At 72.5% G+C, this 15,290-nt stretch carries 12 protein-coding genes; 7 read left to right on the top strand and 5 right to left on the bottom strand.

What is annotated here, in order from left to right; all coding sequences use genetic code 11:
* The first annotated feature begins 128 nt into the window (after nucleotides 1-128).
* Nucleotides 129-2,456, top strand: coding sequence for a DEAD/DEAH box helicase (locus OG928_RS15975; RefSeq protein ID WP_406284203.1), 2,328 nt, complete (start codon nucleotides 129-131; stop codon nucleotides 2,454-2,456).
* Between the two features lie 88 nt (nucleotides 2,457-2,544).
* Entirely contained in the window at nucleotides 2,545-3,093 is a 549-nt protein-coding gene (locus tag OG928_RS15970; RefSeq protein ID WP_406284201.1) for a winged helix-turn-helix transcriptional regulator, read from the top strand.
* A 96-nt stretch (nucleotides 3,094-3,189) separates the two neighbouring features.
* On the opposite strand, the gene OG928_RS15965 is transcribed toward OG928_RS15970, so the two are convergent.
* Together OG928_RS15965 and OG928_RS15960 are read right to left on the bottom strand one after the other, a co-directional pair.
* Entirely contained in the window at nucleotides 3,190-4,425 is a 1,236-nt protein-coding gene (locus OG928_RS15965; protein WP_406284200.1) for a DUF2786 domain-containing protein, read from the bottom strand.
* A gap of 88 nt (nucleotides 4,426-4,513) precedes the next feature.
* The gene (locus OG928_RS15960) at nucleotides 4,514-5,365 is read right to left on the bottom strand and encodes a DUF6597 domain-containing transcriptional factor (protein ID WP_406284198.1); all 852 of its coding nucleotides are present in this window, start codon (nucleotides 5,363-5,365) and stop codon (nucleotides 4,514-4,516) included.
* Between the two features lie 72 nt (nucleotides 5,366-5,437).
* Here OG928_RS15960 and OG928_RS15955 point away from each other — a divergent pair, with 72 nt between their 5' ends.
* Nucleotides 5,438-6,016 (top strand): TIGR03086 family metal-binding protein, encoded by a 579-nt coding sequence (locus OG928_RS15955; RefSeq protein WP_406284197.1) that lies wholly within the window; start codon nucleotides 5,438-5,440, stop codon nucleotides 6,014-6,016.
* Between the two features lie 124 nt (nucleotides 6,017-6,140).
* On the top strand, nucleotides 6,141-6,968 hold the full coding sequence (locus tag OG928_RS15950) for a hypothetical protein (protein WP_406284196.1): 828 nt from the start codon (nucleotides 6,141-6,143) through the stop codon (nucleotides 6,966-6,968).
* Here the strand turns inward: OG928_RS15950 and OG928_RS15945 are convergent.
* Nucleotides 6,896-9,631, bottom strand: a complete 2,736-nt coding sequence (locus OG928_RS15945; RefSeq protein WP_406284194.1) for an AAA family ATPase — start codon at nucleotides 9,629-9,631, stop codon at nucleotides 6,896-6,898. The two genes, OG928_RS15950 and OG928_RS15945, sit on opposite strands and share 73 nt — an antisense overlap.
* 149 nt (nucleotides 9,632-9,780) lie before the next feature.
* Here OG928_RS15945 and OG928_RS15940 point away from each other — a divergent pair, with 149 nt between their 5' ends.
* The gene (locus OG928_RS15940) at nucleotides 9,781-10,158 is read left to right on the top strand and encodes a nuclear transport factor 2 family protein (protein WP_406284192.1); all 378 of its coding nucleotides are present in this window, start codon (nucleotides 9,781-9,783) and stop codon (nucleotides 10,156-10,158) included.
* Nucleotides 10,159-10,527: 369 nt separating this feature from the next.
* On the top strand, nucleotides 10,528-12,021 hold the full coding sequence (locus tag OG928_RS15935; protein ID WP_406284191.1) for an MFS transporter: 1,494 nt from the start codon (nucleotides 10,528-10,530) through the stop codon (nucleotides 12,019-12,021).
* Nucleotides 12,022-12,116: 95 nt separating this feature from the next.
* Here the strand turns inward: OG928_RS15935 and OG928_RS15930 are convergent, their stop codons facing one another.
* Nucleotides 12,117-13,604 (bottom strand): MFS transporter, encoded by a 1,488-nt coding sequence (locus OG928_RS15930; RefSeq protein ID WP_406284190.1) that lies wholly within the window; start codon nucleotides 13,602-13,604, stop codon nucleotides 12,117-12,119.
* A 137-nt stretch (nucleotides 13,605-13,741) separates the two neighbouring features.
* On the opposite strand from OG928_RS15930, the gene OG928_RS15925 reads away from it, so the two are divergent.
* Nucleotides 13,742-14,455, top strand: a complete 714-nt coding sequence (locus OG928_RS15925) for a TetR/AcrR family transcriptional regulator (RefSeq protein ID WP_406284188.1) — start codon at nucleotides 13,742-13,744, stop codon at nucleotides 14,453-14,455.
* Between the two features lie 150 nt (nucleotides 14,456-14,605).
* Here OG928_RS15925 and OG928_RS15920 read toward each other — a convergent pair whose 3' ends face one another.
* Entirely contained in the window at nucleotides 14,606-15,187 is a 582-nt protein-coding gene (locus tag OG928_RS15920) for a CGNR zinc finger domain-containing protein (RefSeq protein WP_406284186.1), read from the bottom strand.
* Between the last annotated feature and the right edge of the window lie 103 nt (nucleotides 15,188-15,290).

Raw genomic sequence — 15,290 nt, 5'->3', positions numbered from 1 at the left:
AGGCTCGTTCTGGTGCTCCGCAGAAGTGTCGCTTTCTCGTGCGACCACATTTCGGCTGCGGACCTTCGAGACGGGCCGCATCCGGAAGGTTTTGCATGCCCCCCTATGCCAATGACACTGCTACGCCCATGCCCGGCACCGAAGGTGCCGAGGTTCAGGAGGGTGTGGCGGATGCGCAGGCAGCCGAGGTGACCGAGGTCGCCTCGGAGATTACCGAGATCGCTCCCGAGGTCGTCGAGAACGACGACGACAACAACGACGGCGACACCGAGATCGCGGCGCAGGACGATGCCGCGACGGACGCCGAGGACATCGACACGGACGCCGACGCCGACGCGAGCGTCGAGGACGACGACACCGACGAGGCCGACGAGGCATCCGACCCGGTCGACACGGCCGACGACGACGTCGAGGCCAAGCCCGAGCCGACCGGCCCCAGCTTCGCCGAGTTCGGCCTGCACAAGGACGTCGTGGACGCGCTCGCGCGCCGCGGCGTGACCCACCCGTTCCCGATCCAGGCCGCGACGCTGCCGGACGCCATGGCCGGCAAGGACATCCTCGGCCGCGGGCGCACCGGTTCCGGCAAGACGCTGGGCTTCGGTCTGCCGATGCTGACCCGCCTGTCGGGTCGCAAGGCCCGCGCCCGTCGCCCTCTCGCGCTGATCCTCACGCCCACGCGTGAGCTCGCGATGCAGGTGCACGACGCGCTCGAGCCGTACGGCCGCATCCTCGACCTGCGGATGAAGACCGTCACCGGCGGCATGTCGATGCCGAAGCAGATCTTCGCGCTGGAACGCGGCGTCGAGATCCTGGTCGCGACCCCCGGTCGCCTGCAGGACCTCGTGGACCGCGGCTCGGCCGTGCTGGACAACGTCGAGATCACCATCCTCGACGAGGCCGACCAGATGGCGGACATGGGCTTCCTGCCCGAGGTCACCGCGCTGCTCGACCTGATCCCGGCCGGCGGTCAGCGGATGCTGTTCTCCGCGACGCTGGACAAGGGCGTCGACGCGATCGTCCGCAAGTACCTGGTCGACCCGGTCACCCACTCGGTGGACCCGCACGCGTCGTCGGTCACCACGATGTCGCACCACATCCTGGTCGTGCAGCCGAAGGACAAGACGTACGTCACGGCGGCCATCGCGGCCCGTCGCGGTCGCACGATGATCTTCGTGCGGACCAAGTTCGGCGCCGACCGCGTCGCGCAGCAGCTGCGTGAGGCCGGTGTCCGCGCCGAGGCGCTGCACGGCGGCATGACGCAGGGCGCGCGTACCCGCACGCTGGCCGAGTACAAGGAGGGCCGCACCCCGGTCCTGGTCGCCACCGACGTCGCCGCTCGCGGCATCCACGTCGACGGCATCGACCTGGTCCTGCACGTGGACCCGGCCGCCGACTCGAAGGACTACCTGCACCGCGCGGGTCGTACCGCCCGTGCCGGTGAGGCCGGCGCGGTCGTCACGCTCGCGCTGCCGCACCAGCGCCGCACGGTGGACCGCCTGCTCGAGGACGCCGGCGTCGGCAACGCCACGCGCCTTCGGGTGCAGGGCTCCAACGACCCGGAGATGCGCAAGCTGACCGGCGCGCGCACGCTGTCCGAGGTCAAGGCGCAGTCCGTCTCCGACGCCGCGGTCGAGGCCGAGGCCGAGGCCGAGCGTCTCGCGGGTCGGATCATCGAGCTCAAGGCCGAGGCCGCCGAGCTGCGCCGCAAGGCCGCCGAGCTGGCCGAGGCCGCCAAGAACGGCGACGCCCCGGTGCGCACCGAGCGCTACGAGCGTGCCGACCGCGGCGACCGCGGCGGCGACCGTCGTGAGGGTGGCTACCGCGGCGACCGCGGCAGCGACCGTCCGCCGTACGGCAGCGACCGCGGCGGCGACCGCCGCGGTGGCGCGCCGCGCGGTGGCGACCGTCCGTCCTACGGCGACCGTGACCGCGCCCCGCGTGCCGGCGACCGTCCGTCCTACGGCGGTGGCGAGCGTCGTGAGGGTGGCTACCGCGGCGACCGTCCGTCCGGTGGCGGCGCTCCGCGTGGCGACCGCCCCGCGTACAACGACCGTCCGTCCTACGGCGGCGACCGCGCTCCGCGTGGCGACCGTCCCGCGTACAACGACCGCGCGCCGCGCACGGGCGACCGCCCGTCGTACGGCGACCGCGCTCCGCGTACCGGCGACCGTCCGTCCTACGGTGGCGGCGAGCGTCGTGAGGGTGGCTACCGCGGCGACCGTCCGTCGTACGGCGACCGGGCCCCGCGCACCGGTGACCGTCCCGCGTACGGCAACGACCGCGCCCCGCGCGGCGACCGCCCCGCGTACAACGACCGGCCGGCCTACAACGACCGTCCGACGTACAACGCCGGCGACCGTTCGCACGACCGCGCGCCGCGTCGGGACGGCCACTTCGACCGTCCGGCCGGTGGCCCGGCGGGCGACCGCAAGCCGCGTTGGAAGCGCGACGCGTGAGCATCGGGTAACTGACATGTAGTCAAAAGCACTGAGCGGGGCGGGTTCGATTGCGTATCGAACCCGTCCCGCTCAGTAATGTGGCGACATGAAGCGGACCTCGTTCGGAACCTGGCCGTGCTCCATCGCGCGTGTCCTGGAGTTGTTGGGCGACGGTTGGACGCCGCTCGTGTTGCGCGAGGCGGCGTACGGGGTACGGCGGTTCGAGGACATCCAGGAGAACCTTGGGATCGGCCGCAACGTGCTCGCGCAGCGGCTCAACCGGCTGGTCGACGAGGGACTGCTCGACCGGGTTCCGTACGAGGAGCGGCGGCCCCGGCACGAATACGTGCTGACGGCCAAGGGCCGCGACTTCTTTCCCGTGCTCGCGGCGATCGGCCAGTGGGGCGATACCTGGCTCGCGGACGAGACGGGGCCGCCGGTGGTCTATCGGCACGGCGGAGCGGACGGGCACGAGGCGCAGGCCGCCGTGGTGTGCTCGGCCTGCGGCGACCCGCTCCACCTGGAGGACGTCGAGCCGTTGGCGGGACCGGGTATGACGGTGCGTCAGGCGCACCGGGCGGTGGCCGAGGGGCGGTGCGGGCAGCGCACGCCCGCGCTGCCGGCGCAGCGCGGGACGTGGTTGCCGCAGATGTAGCGCTCGCGGCTCGTCGGTGTTCGCCGGTGCGCGCGGGCGCTTGCCGGTGCTTGTCGGGCGCTCGTCGGTCGGGGTCGCCCCGGGTGGGCCGCGCGGCTACGGGCGGGTCGGCTCGGCGACCTGCTCGCCGCGGGCGATCTTGTCGCGGTGGCCGAGCTCGGCGCGGTCCGCGGCGGCCTTGCCGTACTTCCAGCCGTCGGCGTCCCGGCCGCGCAGGCGGTGCGTGGTCTTGGTCGGGAACATCCGCTCGGTGGTCTCCTGGACCGCGACGTCGCGGGCGGCGAGCACCGGCAGCAGGCGGTTGTCGGTGGCCTCGTCGGCGGCGGCGACCGCCTCCTCCTTGGCCGCGGTGAGCCGTTCGCGGATGCGGTCGGCGTACGCGATCAGGAAGGTCTGGCGGAAGGTCTTGGTCCGGCGTGAGCGGCCGGACTCGTGGTAGCGCGAGCCGGCGCGGTTCATCGTGGCCGTGGCCTGCACCAGGAGGGACGTGTACAGCAGTTCCACCGCGTCGAGGTCGGAGTCGAAGCCGACCACGGTGGAGAAACCGAGCGTGCTCGACCAGATCGCCTGGCAGCCGTTGGCGTCCGCCACCGCGTCGAGCAGCAGAGCCTTCGCGCCGTCGTACGGGGCGTCGACGCCGATCCGGCAGGCCGCGGGCGCGTGCCGGGAACCCTCCTGGGCGCCGATCAGCGCCTCGTCGATGCTGTGCCGGGTCATCAATTCCTGCGCCTTGGCGGTGAACGCCTCGGCCTCCTCCGGGAATTCGGACGACTCGGCCTTGGCCAGCAGCGCGCGGATGCGGCCCAGCTGGCGGGGCTCGCCGGTCACGGGTTGTTTGCGGACGGGCTCCTGGAAGGACGCCTCGGCGAGCGGCTCGATCGCGGGCAGGCGGGCGATCAGGCGGAGCAGTTCCAGGACCCGGGCGGCGGTGCCGAAGCGGTCGAGTCCCTCGCGGGCGCCCAGCTCGGTGAGGTAGGCGTCGTCCCCGCTCCACCACGGAGCGGTGGCGTCCAGGTCGCGCAGCTGTGTCGTCCAGCGGCGGCCGGTGCCGGGGTAGCTGCGGGCCTGCGCGGCGACCAGGTCGCCGGCGACCGCCAGGTGTCGTTCGCCGAGCTCGCGCCCGACCATCCGGACCACGTCGGCCGGCTGCCAGCCGCGGCGCCAGCACCCGTCGGCGGTGCGGTCGTAGAGCGCGAGCACCGCACGCGAGACCTCCGGCCAACCGGCGGCGGAGGCCGCGAGCAGGGACGCGCCGAGGTCGATCGCGTCCTCCAGGGCGTCGTCGGACGCGCTCAGGACGGCAAGGAATTGGGTTTCGACGAGCGTGGACACCCGTCAAGGATTGCATTTTCGGCGCGGGGACGATCATCGCGTGCCCCGGGAGCGGCCGGCGGGCGTTCCGCGGCCGGTTCGGGCCCGCTCAGGTCTTGGAATAGCGGTCCGGGGCGGTGCCGACGGTCGCGGTGAAGTCGCGGGTCAGGTGTGCCTGGTCGGCGTAGCCGAGGTCGGCCGCGACCGCGGCCCAGTCGATTCCGGCGCTGCGTTCGGCCCGTTCGGCGACCTCCTGGAGGCGGGCCCGGCGCAGTACCCACTTGGGGCCGACCCCGACGTACTCGGCGAACAGCCGCTGGAGCCGGCGTACCGACATCCCGACCTCCTCGGCCAGGTCGTCGACACGGAACAGGGTCGGGTTCGCGGTCAGGCGCGCGACGATCGCGGCGACCTGCGTCACGAGGGGGTCGGGCGCGGGAACGGGCGTGTGCTCGGTGTTCCCGGCGTTCCCGGTGTCGCCGGCGACGTGCGGTGTGGGCAGGATGCCGCGCAGGTAGGTCTCGGCGAGGGTGACCCGGTCGGACTCGTCGGGGGTGCCGAGCACGGTGTCGTTCACGCGGGTGACCTCCGACCCGAACAGCTCGGCGGCCGGCACCACCCGGTCGGTGACGTCGGCCACCGGCCTGCCCAGGAACGGCCGAAAGCCGCCCGCCCGGAACTTGATCCCGAAGACGTGCCCGGAGCCGATCAGCTCCCGCTCGAACACGTCCCGCACCACGCCGTACACGGCCGCGTACGGCTCCTCGAAGACCAGGTGCACGTTGGGATGCGACAGCACCCGCTGCCGGTACGACGGGTGGCCGCGCAGGTCCCAGCGGACGATCCAGTGGTGCTCGACGTACGGCGCGAGGTCGGGCGCCGGCTCGTACAGGCTCACGTCCCATTTCCCCGGCGCTACGCCCGCGCGCAACACACCGCGGGGGCGATAGGGAAGCGTCATCCCGCCACCGTAGACGCTGCCTGTCGCGTTTGTTCAAGACCCCGCCGGGAGGTGCCGCATAGCGTCGGACCCATGAACATTCACCACCTCTTCGTCGAGGCGTCCGCGGAGGCCGACCGGCTCGCCCACGGCGTCACGCCCGAGCAGCTGTCGGGGCCGACCCCGTGCGCCGAGTTCGACACGCGCACGCTGATCAACCACTGGGTTCTGTACACGTCGCACGGCCTGGAGCACCGGGCGCTGCGGACGCCGCTGCCCGAGGAGCTGACCGCGCGCGACTTCACCGCCGAGCCCGACTGGGCCGACGCGTACGCCGCGCAACTGCGCCGCGCGGTCGCGGCCTGGGCCGAGCCGAGCGCCTGGGAGGGCGAGGTCGACCTGGGCGGCGGCTCGCTGATGCCCGCGCCGGAGATCGCCGCGATGGTGCTCAAGGAGATGGTCGTGCACGGGTGGGACGTCGCGAAGGCGACGGGCCAGGAGTACCACGCGTCGCCGGAACTGGGCGAGGCGATCGAGGGCATCGTGGCGAAGTACGCCGAGATGTACCGCCAGTACGACGGCTTCGCCGACCCGCTCACGCCCGCGGCGGCCGCCTCCGCGCTCGACCGCGCCCTGGCCGGTTCGGGCCGCGACCTGCACTGGAAGCCCTGACGGAACGCGCGAATCGACCGGATCCGAGGTCGGATCGTCAGGATCGTTCGAACACGCCGGAAATTTCGGCGGGGGTGGGCCGGCTGTGCCTATGGTGGCGGCCGAGCTCATCCCGGAGGTATGTGTGGCAACGTCCGCAACACTCGAAGGTTTCGGTTTTCCGGTACACCTCAGCCCCGGCGCCGAGGAGCGGGCCGCGTTCGTCGCGGGGCGGGTCGAGCGGGCCGCCGCGTGGCTGAGCGAACAGCTCGGGGTCACGCCGCGTATCCGCCTGTCCGTGGCGGACGCCGACGACTGGGACAGCGTGGCGACCGCGCCGCTGTACGGCACCCCGCAGGGGACGGAGGACCACCTGCGGGTGGCCGCCGACGACGGCTGGTTCGGCACCGAGTTGTACGCGAGCATCCGTCCGCACGTGAGCGCCGGCACGGCCGACCTGTTGCGCGCCGCCTACGGTGAACCGCCCGCGTTGCGGCCGTACTTCGACCTGGTCGCCGTGCACGAGTTGACGCACCTGTTCCAGGACCAGGTCTGGCCCGCGTACCCCGGCATGTGGATCGCCGAGCTGCACGCGAACCTCGCGATGGTCGGCTACGCGCACGACGTGGAGCCCGAGCTGTTGCCGGCGCTTCGGGCCTTCACCGCGACCGTGGACGAGCTGCCGGTCGAGGTCACGCCGGTTCGTGAACTCGCGAACATGGAGGGCTCGTTCGAGCACGGCGCGATCAACTTCGCGTGGTTCCACTTCGGTCTGACCCGGGCCGCCGAGGCGCTGTGGGCGGACGCCGGCGCGGACGTGCTGCGTGGTCTCTACGAGCACGTCCGCGCCGGCGGCGGGGCCGATCACCCGGCCCTGCGCGAGGTGGCGGCCGGCTGGAATCAGCCGCCGAGCGCCGCCAGTTCGGGAATCGCGGACAGCTCGGTGCGCGAGACGATGCCGAGCTTGGGATAGGCCTTGTACAGGTGGTGTCCGACCGTGCGCGGGCTCAGGAACAACTGGGCCGCGATGTCGCGGTTGGACAACCCCTGTGCGGCGAGTCGGGTGATCTGGAGTTCCTGCGGGGTGAGCAGCGCGAGGACGCCGGAGGCCTGCGGGCCCTGCGGCGTGGCGCTGCCGCCGATCGCGCCCAGTTCGGCGCGGGCGCGGTCCGCCCATGAGCGCGCGCCGAGGCGGTCGAACTCCTCGAGGGCGGTCCGCAGTCGGTCGCGCGCGTCGGTCTTGCGGCGGATCCGGCGCAGCCACTCGCCGTACAGCAGGCCGGTCCGGGCCCGCTCCAACGGCCGGCGTTCGCTCTCGTGGCCGGCCAGCGCGGCGAGCCACAACTCCTCGGCCGCGTCGTCGCTCGCGAGCAGCGCGCGGCAGCGCAGGACCATGGCCTGGGCCCACGGCTGACCGGACCGCTCGGCCCACGCCTCGAAACGGGCCAACGGCTCCCGGGCCCGCTCGGGGGCGCCGAAACGCACCGCCGCCTCGACCAGGTCCGGGATGGCCCGGGTCGCGCAGATGTGGTGCCGCATCGGTTCGCGGCCGAGCCGCTCCAGACGGTTCAGCGCGGATTCGGGCCGACCCAGGCCCAGGTCGAGCAGGCCCAGCGCCCAGGCGGTCCACGGCGCACCGGCCGGCATCGCGCTGCCGACCCCGCCGGTCAGCGCCGCGTCGGCGTGCCGGTGGGTGCCCTCCTCGTCGCCCGAGATGCCCGCGAGGTAGGCCAGCACGCTCTCGAACTGGCTGATCCACTGCTGCTGCCCGCTGTCCTGCGCGATCCGCAGCGCCTCGGTCGCGGTGGCCAGCGCGTCGGCGTGCCGGCTCTCGAAGACCTCGGCCTCGGCCATGAAGAACAGGATCGTCGGCAGTCGGCCGATCCCGCCGTGGAGTCGGCTCTCGTTGGCGAACATCGACGCCACGTTGTGCGCGTCGATGTCCTGCCCGAGGGTGAGGCCCACCCCGCACGCGAGCATCAGGTCGCGCAGCTCGTCGTTGCCGGTGCGGTGCGCGACGTGGATCAGTTCGCCGAGGACGGGTCGTTCGCATTCGCGTCCCGCCGCGGGGAACGCGGCCGTCATGAACTCGACGACCGGCGTCACGGACGCCGTCGGCGCCAACCGCAGCTCGCCCAACTGCCGGATGGTGTCCTCGAGTTCCTGCTCGCCGAGGTACCAGGCGGTGTGCACGGACTGGAGCAGCATCCGCGCGGCGCGTTCGGGGTGGGCCTGCGCGGTGAGCCCCGCGCCCTCGTGCAGGAGCGCGTGGGCGGTGGGGAACGCGCCCTGCCAGAAGTCCGACAGCGCGCGAACGTGCAGCAGCCGGGCCCGGATCGCGTCGTCGGTCGCGGTGGGCTGGGCACGCTCCGCGAACGTCCGGGCGCGGTCCAATTCGCCCGCCTCGGAGGCCGCCTCGGCGGCCAGCATGAGCCGGCGGGTGCGGGCCTCGACGTTCTCGGTGAGCCTGGCCGCCTTCTCGTAGGCCAGCGCGGCCGCGAGATGGCCGCTGCGCTCGCGGGCGCGCTCGCCGGTGCCCTCCAGCGCGGCGGCGGTCTCCTCGTCGACGCCGGTCGCGCCGGCGGCCAGGTGCCAGGCTCGCCGGTCCACCTGGTCCGGCGAGTCGAACGCGCCGGCGAGCGCGCGGTGGGCGGCCAGCCGCCGGTCGATCGGCGCGCGCTGCTGCACCGCGGCGCGGATCAGCGGATGCCGAAAGCGCAGCCGGTCGTCGTCGATGACGATCAGCGACGCCTCCTCGGCGGTGGCCAGGTCGGCCGGGCCCACTCCGAACTCCGCCCCCGCGCGGAGCAGGATGCCCAGGTCGCCCGAGTCGTCACAGGCGGCGAGCAGCAGCAGCATCCCGGTCCGGTCGTCGAGCCGGGTGACCTGGCCGTGGAAGGCGATCTGGAGCCTGCTCGTGAGCGGCAGCGCGCCGGGGCGCAGTGTGTGGGAGGGCTGTTCGACCGCGAGCGACACCGGCAGCTCGATCAGCGCGAGCGGGTTGCCGCGGGCCTCGGTGAGCACCCGGAACCGAGTGGTGGCGGACAGTTCCTTCACGTGTCCGTCCAGCAGCGCGCTCGCGTCCTCGGGGCGCAGCGGGCTCAGGTGCAGCTCCGTCAGACCCGGCACCGGGAACGCGTGCCGGTCGTCGCGCGCGGCGAAGATCAGCGCGATGCCCTCGGCGTACAGTCGCCGCGCGGCGAACACGAGCGCGTCGTTGGAGGCCCGGTCCAGCCATTGCGCGTCGTCCACGACGCACAGCAGCGGCCCGTCCCCCGCGTACTCGGACAGCAGCGACAGCACCGCCAGGCCGACGAACATCGGCTCGGAGCGCTCGCCCACGGCGAGCCCGAAGGCGGCCTCCAGGGCGTGTCGTTGCGGATCCGGCAGTCGGTCGAGGTGCCCGAGCGCCGGGCGGAGCAACAGACTCAGGCCGGCGTAGGGGAGTTCGGCCTCGTACTCGATCCCGGTACCGCGGATCGTGCGCAGATCCGTCGTCTCGACGACGTGATCGAGCAGGGCCGTCTTGCCGATTCCCGGCTCACCGCGCACCACGAGTACGCCGCTGCGGCCCTCCTCGGCGTCGGCGAGGAGCTTGTCGATCGTGCTCAGTTCGGAGTCTCGTCCGTACAGCATGCGTAGCCGACCCCCATGTCTACCGATCCCCCCGCGCCAAAGTACCTATGCGGGACCGATTCCGGTCCGTTCGGGGGTCCGTAGGTTCATGTCCAACGGAGCTCGCCGGAACAACCGGAAGCCCGGAGCAACCGAGAGGGACGGTCACCATGACCTCGAACATCGACTTCACCGCCCTGGCCGAGCGCTACATCTCCACCTGGAACGAGACCGACCCCGCCGCGCGCCGCAAGCTCGTCGAGGCCGTCTACACCGAGGACGCCGCCTACGTCGACCCGCTGGTGTCGGCCGAGGGCCACGACGCGATCGACGCGACGCTCGGTGCGGTGCAGGGCCAGTTCGCGGGCCTGGTCTTCACCCTGGGCGGTCCGGTCGACGGTCACCACGACCTGGCGCGTTTCACGTGGAACCTGGGTCCGGTCGGCGAGGAGGCCATCGTGGTCGGCTTCGACGTGATCCACGTCGCCGAGGACGGTCGCATCGCTCGCGTCAGCGGCTTCCTGGACAAGGTTCCCGCGGGTCTGTGATCCCGGTGGGGGCGGCGTCCGGCCCGGTGGCCGGCCGACCCCGATGCGGTCGCGGTGCTGTTGTACGCCTGTAGCCGCGGTCATGTTCGCCCTGTTCATGCTCATGCTTCACCCCGCTCGACGACCCGGGGCCGGGTCTGCATAACCCGGCCCCCCGGACTTCCGGCCTTCCGGCCTCCGGGCTCCTGGGCTGCATAACCGGGACCGCTGGCCTCCGGGCTCCGGGGCTGCATAACCCGGCCGCTGGACTCCCGGCCCCCGGACTGCGGACTCCGGGCGCAGTGCTCGGCGCCGCCCGCTCCGCTCCTGTTGGTACCTCCCCTGACGCACGGTCTTCTTTGCCTGCCCGAAATCGGAAAGGAACCGCTCATGCCCGCCACCACGACGGCCATCACCCCGGACGCCGAGGCCCCGACGCAGAAGCAGTCGTGGGGCGCGCTGCTGGTCCTGCTCGCCGGCATCTTCATCACGACGCTGGACTTCTTCATCGTCAACGTCGCGATTCCGGCGACCCAACGAGACCTGGACGCGACGCCGGCCGCGATCCAATGGGTGGTCGCGGGCTTCGGTCTCGCGGTCGCCGCCGGGCTGATCACGGCCGGCCGACTCGGCGACATCTACGGCAGACAACGGATGTTCGCGATCGGGCTGGGCCTGTTCACCCTCGCCTCGGCGGGCTGCGGGCTCGCCGGGAACGCCGAGATGCTGATCGCGGCGCGGGTCCTGCAGGGTGCCGCGGCGGCGCTGCTGATGCCGCAGGTGCTCGGGATCATCAACGTCCTGTACGTCGACGAGCAGCGGGTCAAGGCGTTCACCGCGTACGGCCTGGCGATGGGCTTCGCGGGTGTGTTCGGCCAGCTCATCGGTGGGGTGCTGATCGAGGCGAACCTGTTCGGTCTGGACTGGCGCAGCATCTACTGGATCAACGTCCCGGTCGGCCTGATCGCCCTGGTCCTGACCCCTCGGCTGGTGCCGGAGAGCCGCGGCGAGGGCAGCACGCGCCTCGACCTGGTCGGTACCGCGCTCGTCACGCTCGGCCTGGTCGCGGTGGTGCTTCCGCTGGTGCAGGGCCGTGAGCAGGGTTGGCCGCTGTGGACCTGGCTGTCGCTCGGGGTGGCTCCGCTGCTGCTCGGCGCGTTCACGCTGTACCAGCGCAGCCTGGGGCTGAACGGTGGCGCGCCGCTGGTGGACCTGGTGCTCTTCCGGGAGCGGCCGTTCTCGGTCGGGATCACGATGGCGCTGGTGTACGGCCTGGTGAACGCCGCGTTCTTCCTGATCCTGGCGCTGTACCTGCAGATGGGCCACGGGATGTCGGCGCTCGACTCGGGCCTGCTGTTCATCGCCCTGGGCGTCGGGTACTTCCTGTCCTCGGCGGTCTCGGGGCAGATCGCGGCGAAGCTCGGCCGACAGGTGCTGGCGGCCGGTGCGCTGGTGCAGGGGGCGGGGCAGGTCGTGCTCGTCGAGACGGTGACGGGCACGAACGAGACGCTCTGGCTGATCCCGGGGCTCGCGGTGACCGGTTTCGGGATGGGCCTGGTGATGGGCCCGATGGCGGAGACGGTGCTGGCGGGAATCAAGGCCCGGCACGCCGGCTCGGCGGCGGGTCTGCTCTCCACGGCCCAGCAGGTGGGCGGCGCGCTGGGTGTGGCGCTGGTGGGCATCGTCTTCTACGACACGCTGGGTGACGCGCCGACGGCCGGCGGGTATGTGGACGCGTTCGTGAACGGCCTGTGGCTGCTGACGGGCTTCTGCGCCGTGGTCGCGGTGCTGGTGCAGTTGCTGCCTCGGCGGCAGCCGGCCCCGACGCCGGTCGATGGCGAGCCGGTGGCGGAGCCGGTCGCGAAGGTGGAGATGCTGGTGTGACGCGGTGGTTCGACGGACGGCGGGGCCCGACCCGGGTGGTCGGGCCCCGCCGTATTTGTGCGTGGTGCGGGTCGCGTGGGTGTTGTGGGTGTGGGTTATGCGGCTGTGCGGTCCGGTGGCGATGCGGCGGCCGCCGGCCGGCGGAGGGCGAAGGCCAGGAACGCGCCGAGGATCGAGGCCGCGGCGGCGACGAGGCCGGCGGCGCGCAGGCCGTCGATCAGGTCCTCGGGCGCCGGTGCGGTGTCCGTGGCCAGGTGGGCGTTGGCGATGGCGATCAGCACGGCGAGGCCCGCCGCGCCGCCGAGTTGTTGGGCGGTGGTCGCGAGCGCGGACGCGATGCCCTGTTCCCGGGCGGCCACGCCGGATGCGGCGGTCACGAACATCGCGGTGAAGGTGACCCCGCCGCCGAGGCCCCACACGAGGATGCCGGGCAGCAGCGCCACGAAGGAGCCGTCGGCCGACATCCCGAGTGCGAGCGCGCCGATCCCGAGGCCGTTCGCGAGCATTCCGACGAACAGGGTGAAGCGCAGGCCGCGGCTGCCGATCAGGGCCGGGCCGAGCCGCATGCCGGCCACCACGGACAGGACCGTCACCGGCAGGAACGCGAGCCCCGTTTTCAGCGCGCTGTACCCGAGGCCGTTCTGTAGGTACGTCGTGAACACGTAGTAGGCGCCGCCCAGTCCGCTCTGGAAGACCAGGATCGCGGCCATCGCGACGACCAGGCTGCGATTGCCGAACAGGCGAAGCGGTACGAGCGGGTCGCGGGTCCGTCGCTCGACGAGGACGAACAGGCCGAGCAGTACGGCGCCGGCGGCGATCGCGCCGACTCCGCGGAGCGAGACCCAGCCCGCGTCGGGCCCGCTGACCAGGCCGAAGACCAGGAGGGTCGAGCCGGCGGTGGCGAGCAGTACGCCGGGGACGTCGAGGCCGCCGCGTCCGGCCGCGGTGGGCCGATCGGCCGCGAGTACGCGCGGTGCGGCGAACAGGATCGCCGCGGCCGCGGGGACCATCACGAACATGACCCAGCGCCAGCCGCCGAGCTCGGTGAGCACGCCTCCGAGCAGCGCCCCGGCGGCGAGGCCCGCGCTGCCGGCGGCGGACCAGATCGCCAGCGCGCGGGTGCGCTCGACGCCTTCGGCGAAGCCGGTGTTGATCAGCGACAGGGTCGCCGGGGCGAGCATCGCGGCCCCGACCCCCTGGAGCGCGCGGGCGGCGAGCAGTACGCCGGGGTTGCCGGCGAAGCCGCCCACGAGGCACGCGAGGCCGAACAGGGCGACGCCGAGCGCGAACATCCTGCGCGCGCCGATCCGGTCGACGAGTCGGCCGCCGAGCAGCAGCAGGCCACCGAAGGTCACCGCGTACGAACTGACCACCCACTGCAGCGATTGGGCGGTGAAGCCCAGTCCGCTGCCGATCTCGGGGAGCGCGACGTAAACGATGTTGTAGTCGAGGGCGACCACGAATTGCGCGGCCGCGAGGATCGCCAGGGTCAGTCCGGTGGGAGCGCCCCGGGCCGGGGTGTCGGGCCCGGATGTGGTCCGGTCGGGGGTGCTGCGGCGGGTGCGGGCAGGGGAAATGGGCACAGCGAGAGCCGTTCTGTGCGGTGTGGGTTGTGTGACTGCGTGATGCGACTGCGTGATGAGACTGCGCGGTGTGAATTTACTGCACGCCGTATAGTTACAGCACGCCAGGCAGTATCGCAACGCTGTAGAGTTCGGCCATGGAAGAACGGACGCAGACCCGACGGGCCCGCCTGCGCGTGGAGACCGCCCGGGAAATCAAGACGATCGCGCTCAAGCTGATGGCCGAAGGCGGTCCGGACGCGATCACGCTGCGTGCGATCGCTCGCGAGATGGGCATGACCGCGAACGCCATCTACGGCTACTACCCGACCCGCGACGACCTGGTCAGCACGCTGATCAGCGACGTGTACACGTCCTTGGTGGAGGCCGCGGAGGCGGCGCGGGACGCGCTGCCGGTCGAGGACGCGGCGGGCCGGATCCTGGCCTGGGCGCGGGCGTTCCGGGAGTGGGCGCTCGCGAATCCGGAGGGCTTCCGGCTGATCTACGGCGACCCGGTGCCGGGATATCGGGCCCCGGAGGGGGGTGCCGCGGCCGAGGCGGGACACCGCGCGTGCGCCGGACTCACCGGCCTGGTCGCCGCCGCGTGGCCGCACGCCGAGGCGCTGCAGTCCGACGACGCGTACGACTGGTCGGACTTCGACGCGACGCTGGTCGGCCTGGTCCGCGCGCAGTTCCCGGACCTGCCGCCCACGGCCGTCGCGCTCGCGCTGCGGGTGTGGGGACGCATGCACGGGTTCGTGTCACTGGAGATCTACGGCCACCTGCGTGGTCAGACCGGCGACCCGGGCCGGATCTACCGGACCGAGATGCTCGACCTGGCCCGGTCACTGGGGCTGACGCCGCCGGCGTAGGTCGGCGGCTCGGAGTGCGGGCTCAGCGCCGCGACGGGGTCGGCGTGACCGACGAACTCTCGCTCGGGGAAGGCGACGTCGCGGCCGGCAACCTGCGCACGACGAAAAGCCGCCCTGTCCGGATGGGCGAGACGGCCTCGAGTGTCATCGTCAAGCCCGGCCGGCGGTTGAGGGCGGCTTGGTGGTTTGTGTTTGGCGGGCTGCGTAGCGGCGGGCCTTTGTGCGGTTTCCGCATACCCGCATGGAGCACCATCGCCGGCTTCGGTTCTTGGACACGTCCCAGAACACCCAGGCGCAGCCGTGCTCCGCGCACCGCTTCAATCGGGCCGCCTCGCCGGTCGTGACCAGCTCGCTCCAGGCGATCGCCAGCGCGGCCAACGCACGTGCGACCGGGGGTAGTTCGGGGCTCGGGAGCAGGCCCGCCGGCTCGCCGTCGACGCCCAGCCCGAACAGCAACGGCAGCCCCCGCAACGCCTCGTCGGCGCGGCGGACCAACTCCGGGTCCGGCGCGTCGCCGACGTGTACGCCCAACTTCTCGCGCAGTCCGGCGCGCAGCCGCAGGCCCGTCTCGTGGTCCGCCGCGTCGACCCGGGCGCCGGCGTCGAGCAGTTCCCGCTCGACCAACCACGCGCCGAGCGCCGCGGGCGTCGTGAGGTCGTCCGTGCCCAGTTCCACGTCGACGGTGTTGACGAACGCCTCGATCAACACTGCCGATGCGGGCGCTTCCAGCATCGGGGGCCTCCGATCCGGTGCGATTCGACCCCGTACGGTCCGAGTCTACCCCTACCTAACCGGCTATCGGTTTTACCGGTTGACAGCCTCACGTCCCGATGCC

The organism is Embleya sp. NBC_00896 (assembly GCF_045207785.1).
GTDB lineage: Bacteria > Actinomycetota > Actinomycetes > Streptomycetales > Streptomycetaceae > Embleya.
Note: the sequence above shows the minus strand (reverse complement) of the source record. Positions and strands in the feature narration are given on the sequence as shown.

Bases quoted from the DNA above. Each gene is read 5' to 3' on its own strand.
- OG928_RS15975 (WP_406284203.1), top strand. From the start codon at position 129: ATGCCCGGCACCGAAGGTGCCGAGGTTCAGGAGGGTGTGGCGGATGCG.
- OG928_RS15970 (WP_406284201.1), top strand. From the start codon at position 2,545: ATGAAGCGGACCTCGTTCGGAACCTGGCCGTGCTCCATCGCGCGTGTC.
- OG928_RS15960 (WP_406284198.1), bottom strand. From the start codon at position 5,365: ATGACGCTTCCCTATCGCCCCCGCGGTGTGTTGCGCGCGGGCGTAGCG.
- OG928_RS15955 (WP_406284197.1), top strand. From the start codon at position 5,438: ATGAACATTCACCACCTCTTCGTCGAGGCGTCCGCGGAGGCCGACCGG.
- OG928_RS15945 (WP_406284194.1), bottom strand. From the start codon at position 9,631: ATGCTGTACGGACGAGACTCCGAACTGAGCACGATCGACAAGCTCCTC.
- OG928_RS15940 (WP_406284192.1), top strand. From the start codon at position 9,781: ATGACCTCGAACATCGACTTCACCGCCCTGGCCGAGCGCTACATCTCC.
- OG928_RS15935 (WP_406284191.1), top strand. From the start codon at position 10,528: ATGCCCGCCACCACGACGGCCATCACCCCGGACGCCGAGGCCCCGACG.
- OG928_RS15925 (WP_406284188.1), top strand. From the start codon at position 13,742: ATGGAAGAACGGACGCAGACCCGACGGGCCCGCCTGCGCGTGGAGACC.
- OG928_RS15920 (WP_406284186.1), bottom strand. From the start codon at position 15,187: ATGCTGGAAGCGCCCGCATCGGCAGTGTTGATCGAGGCGTTCGTCAAC.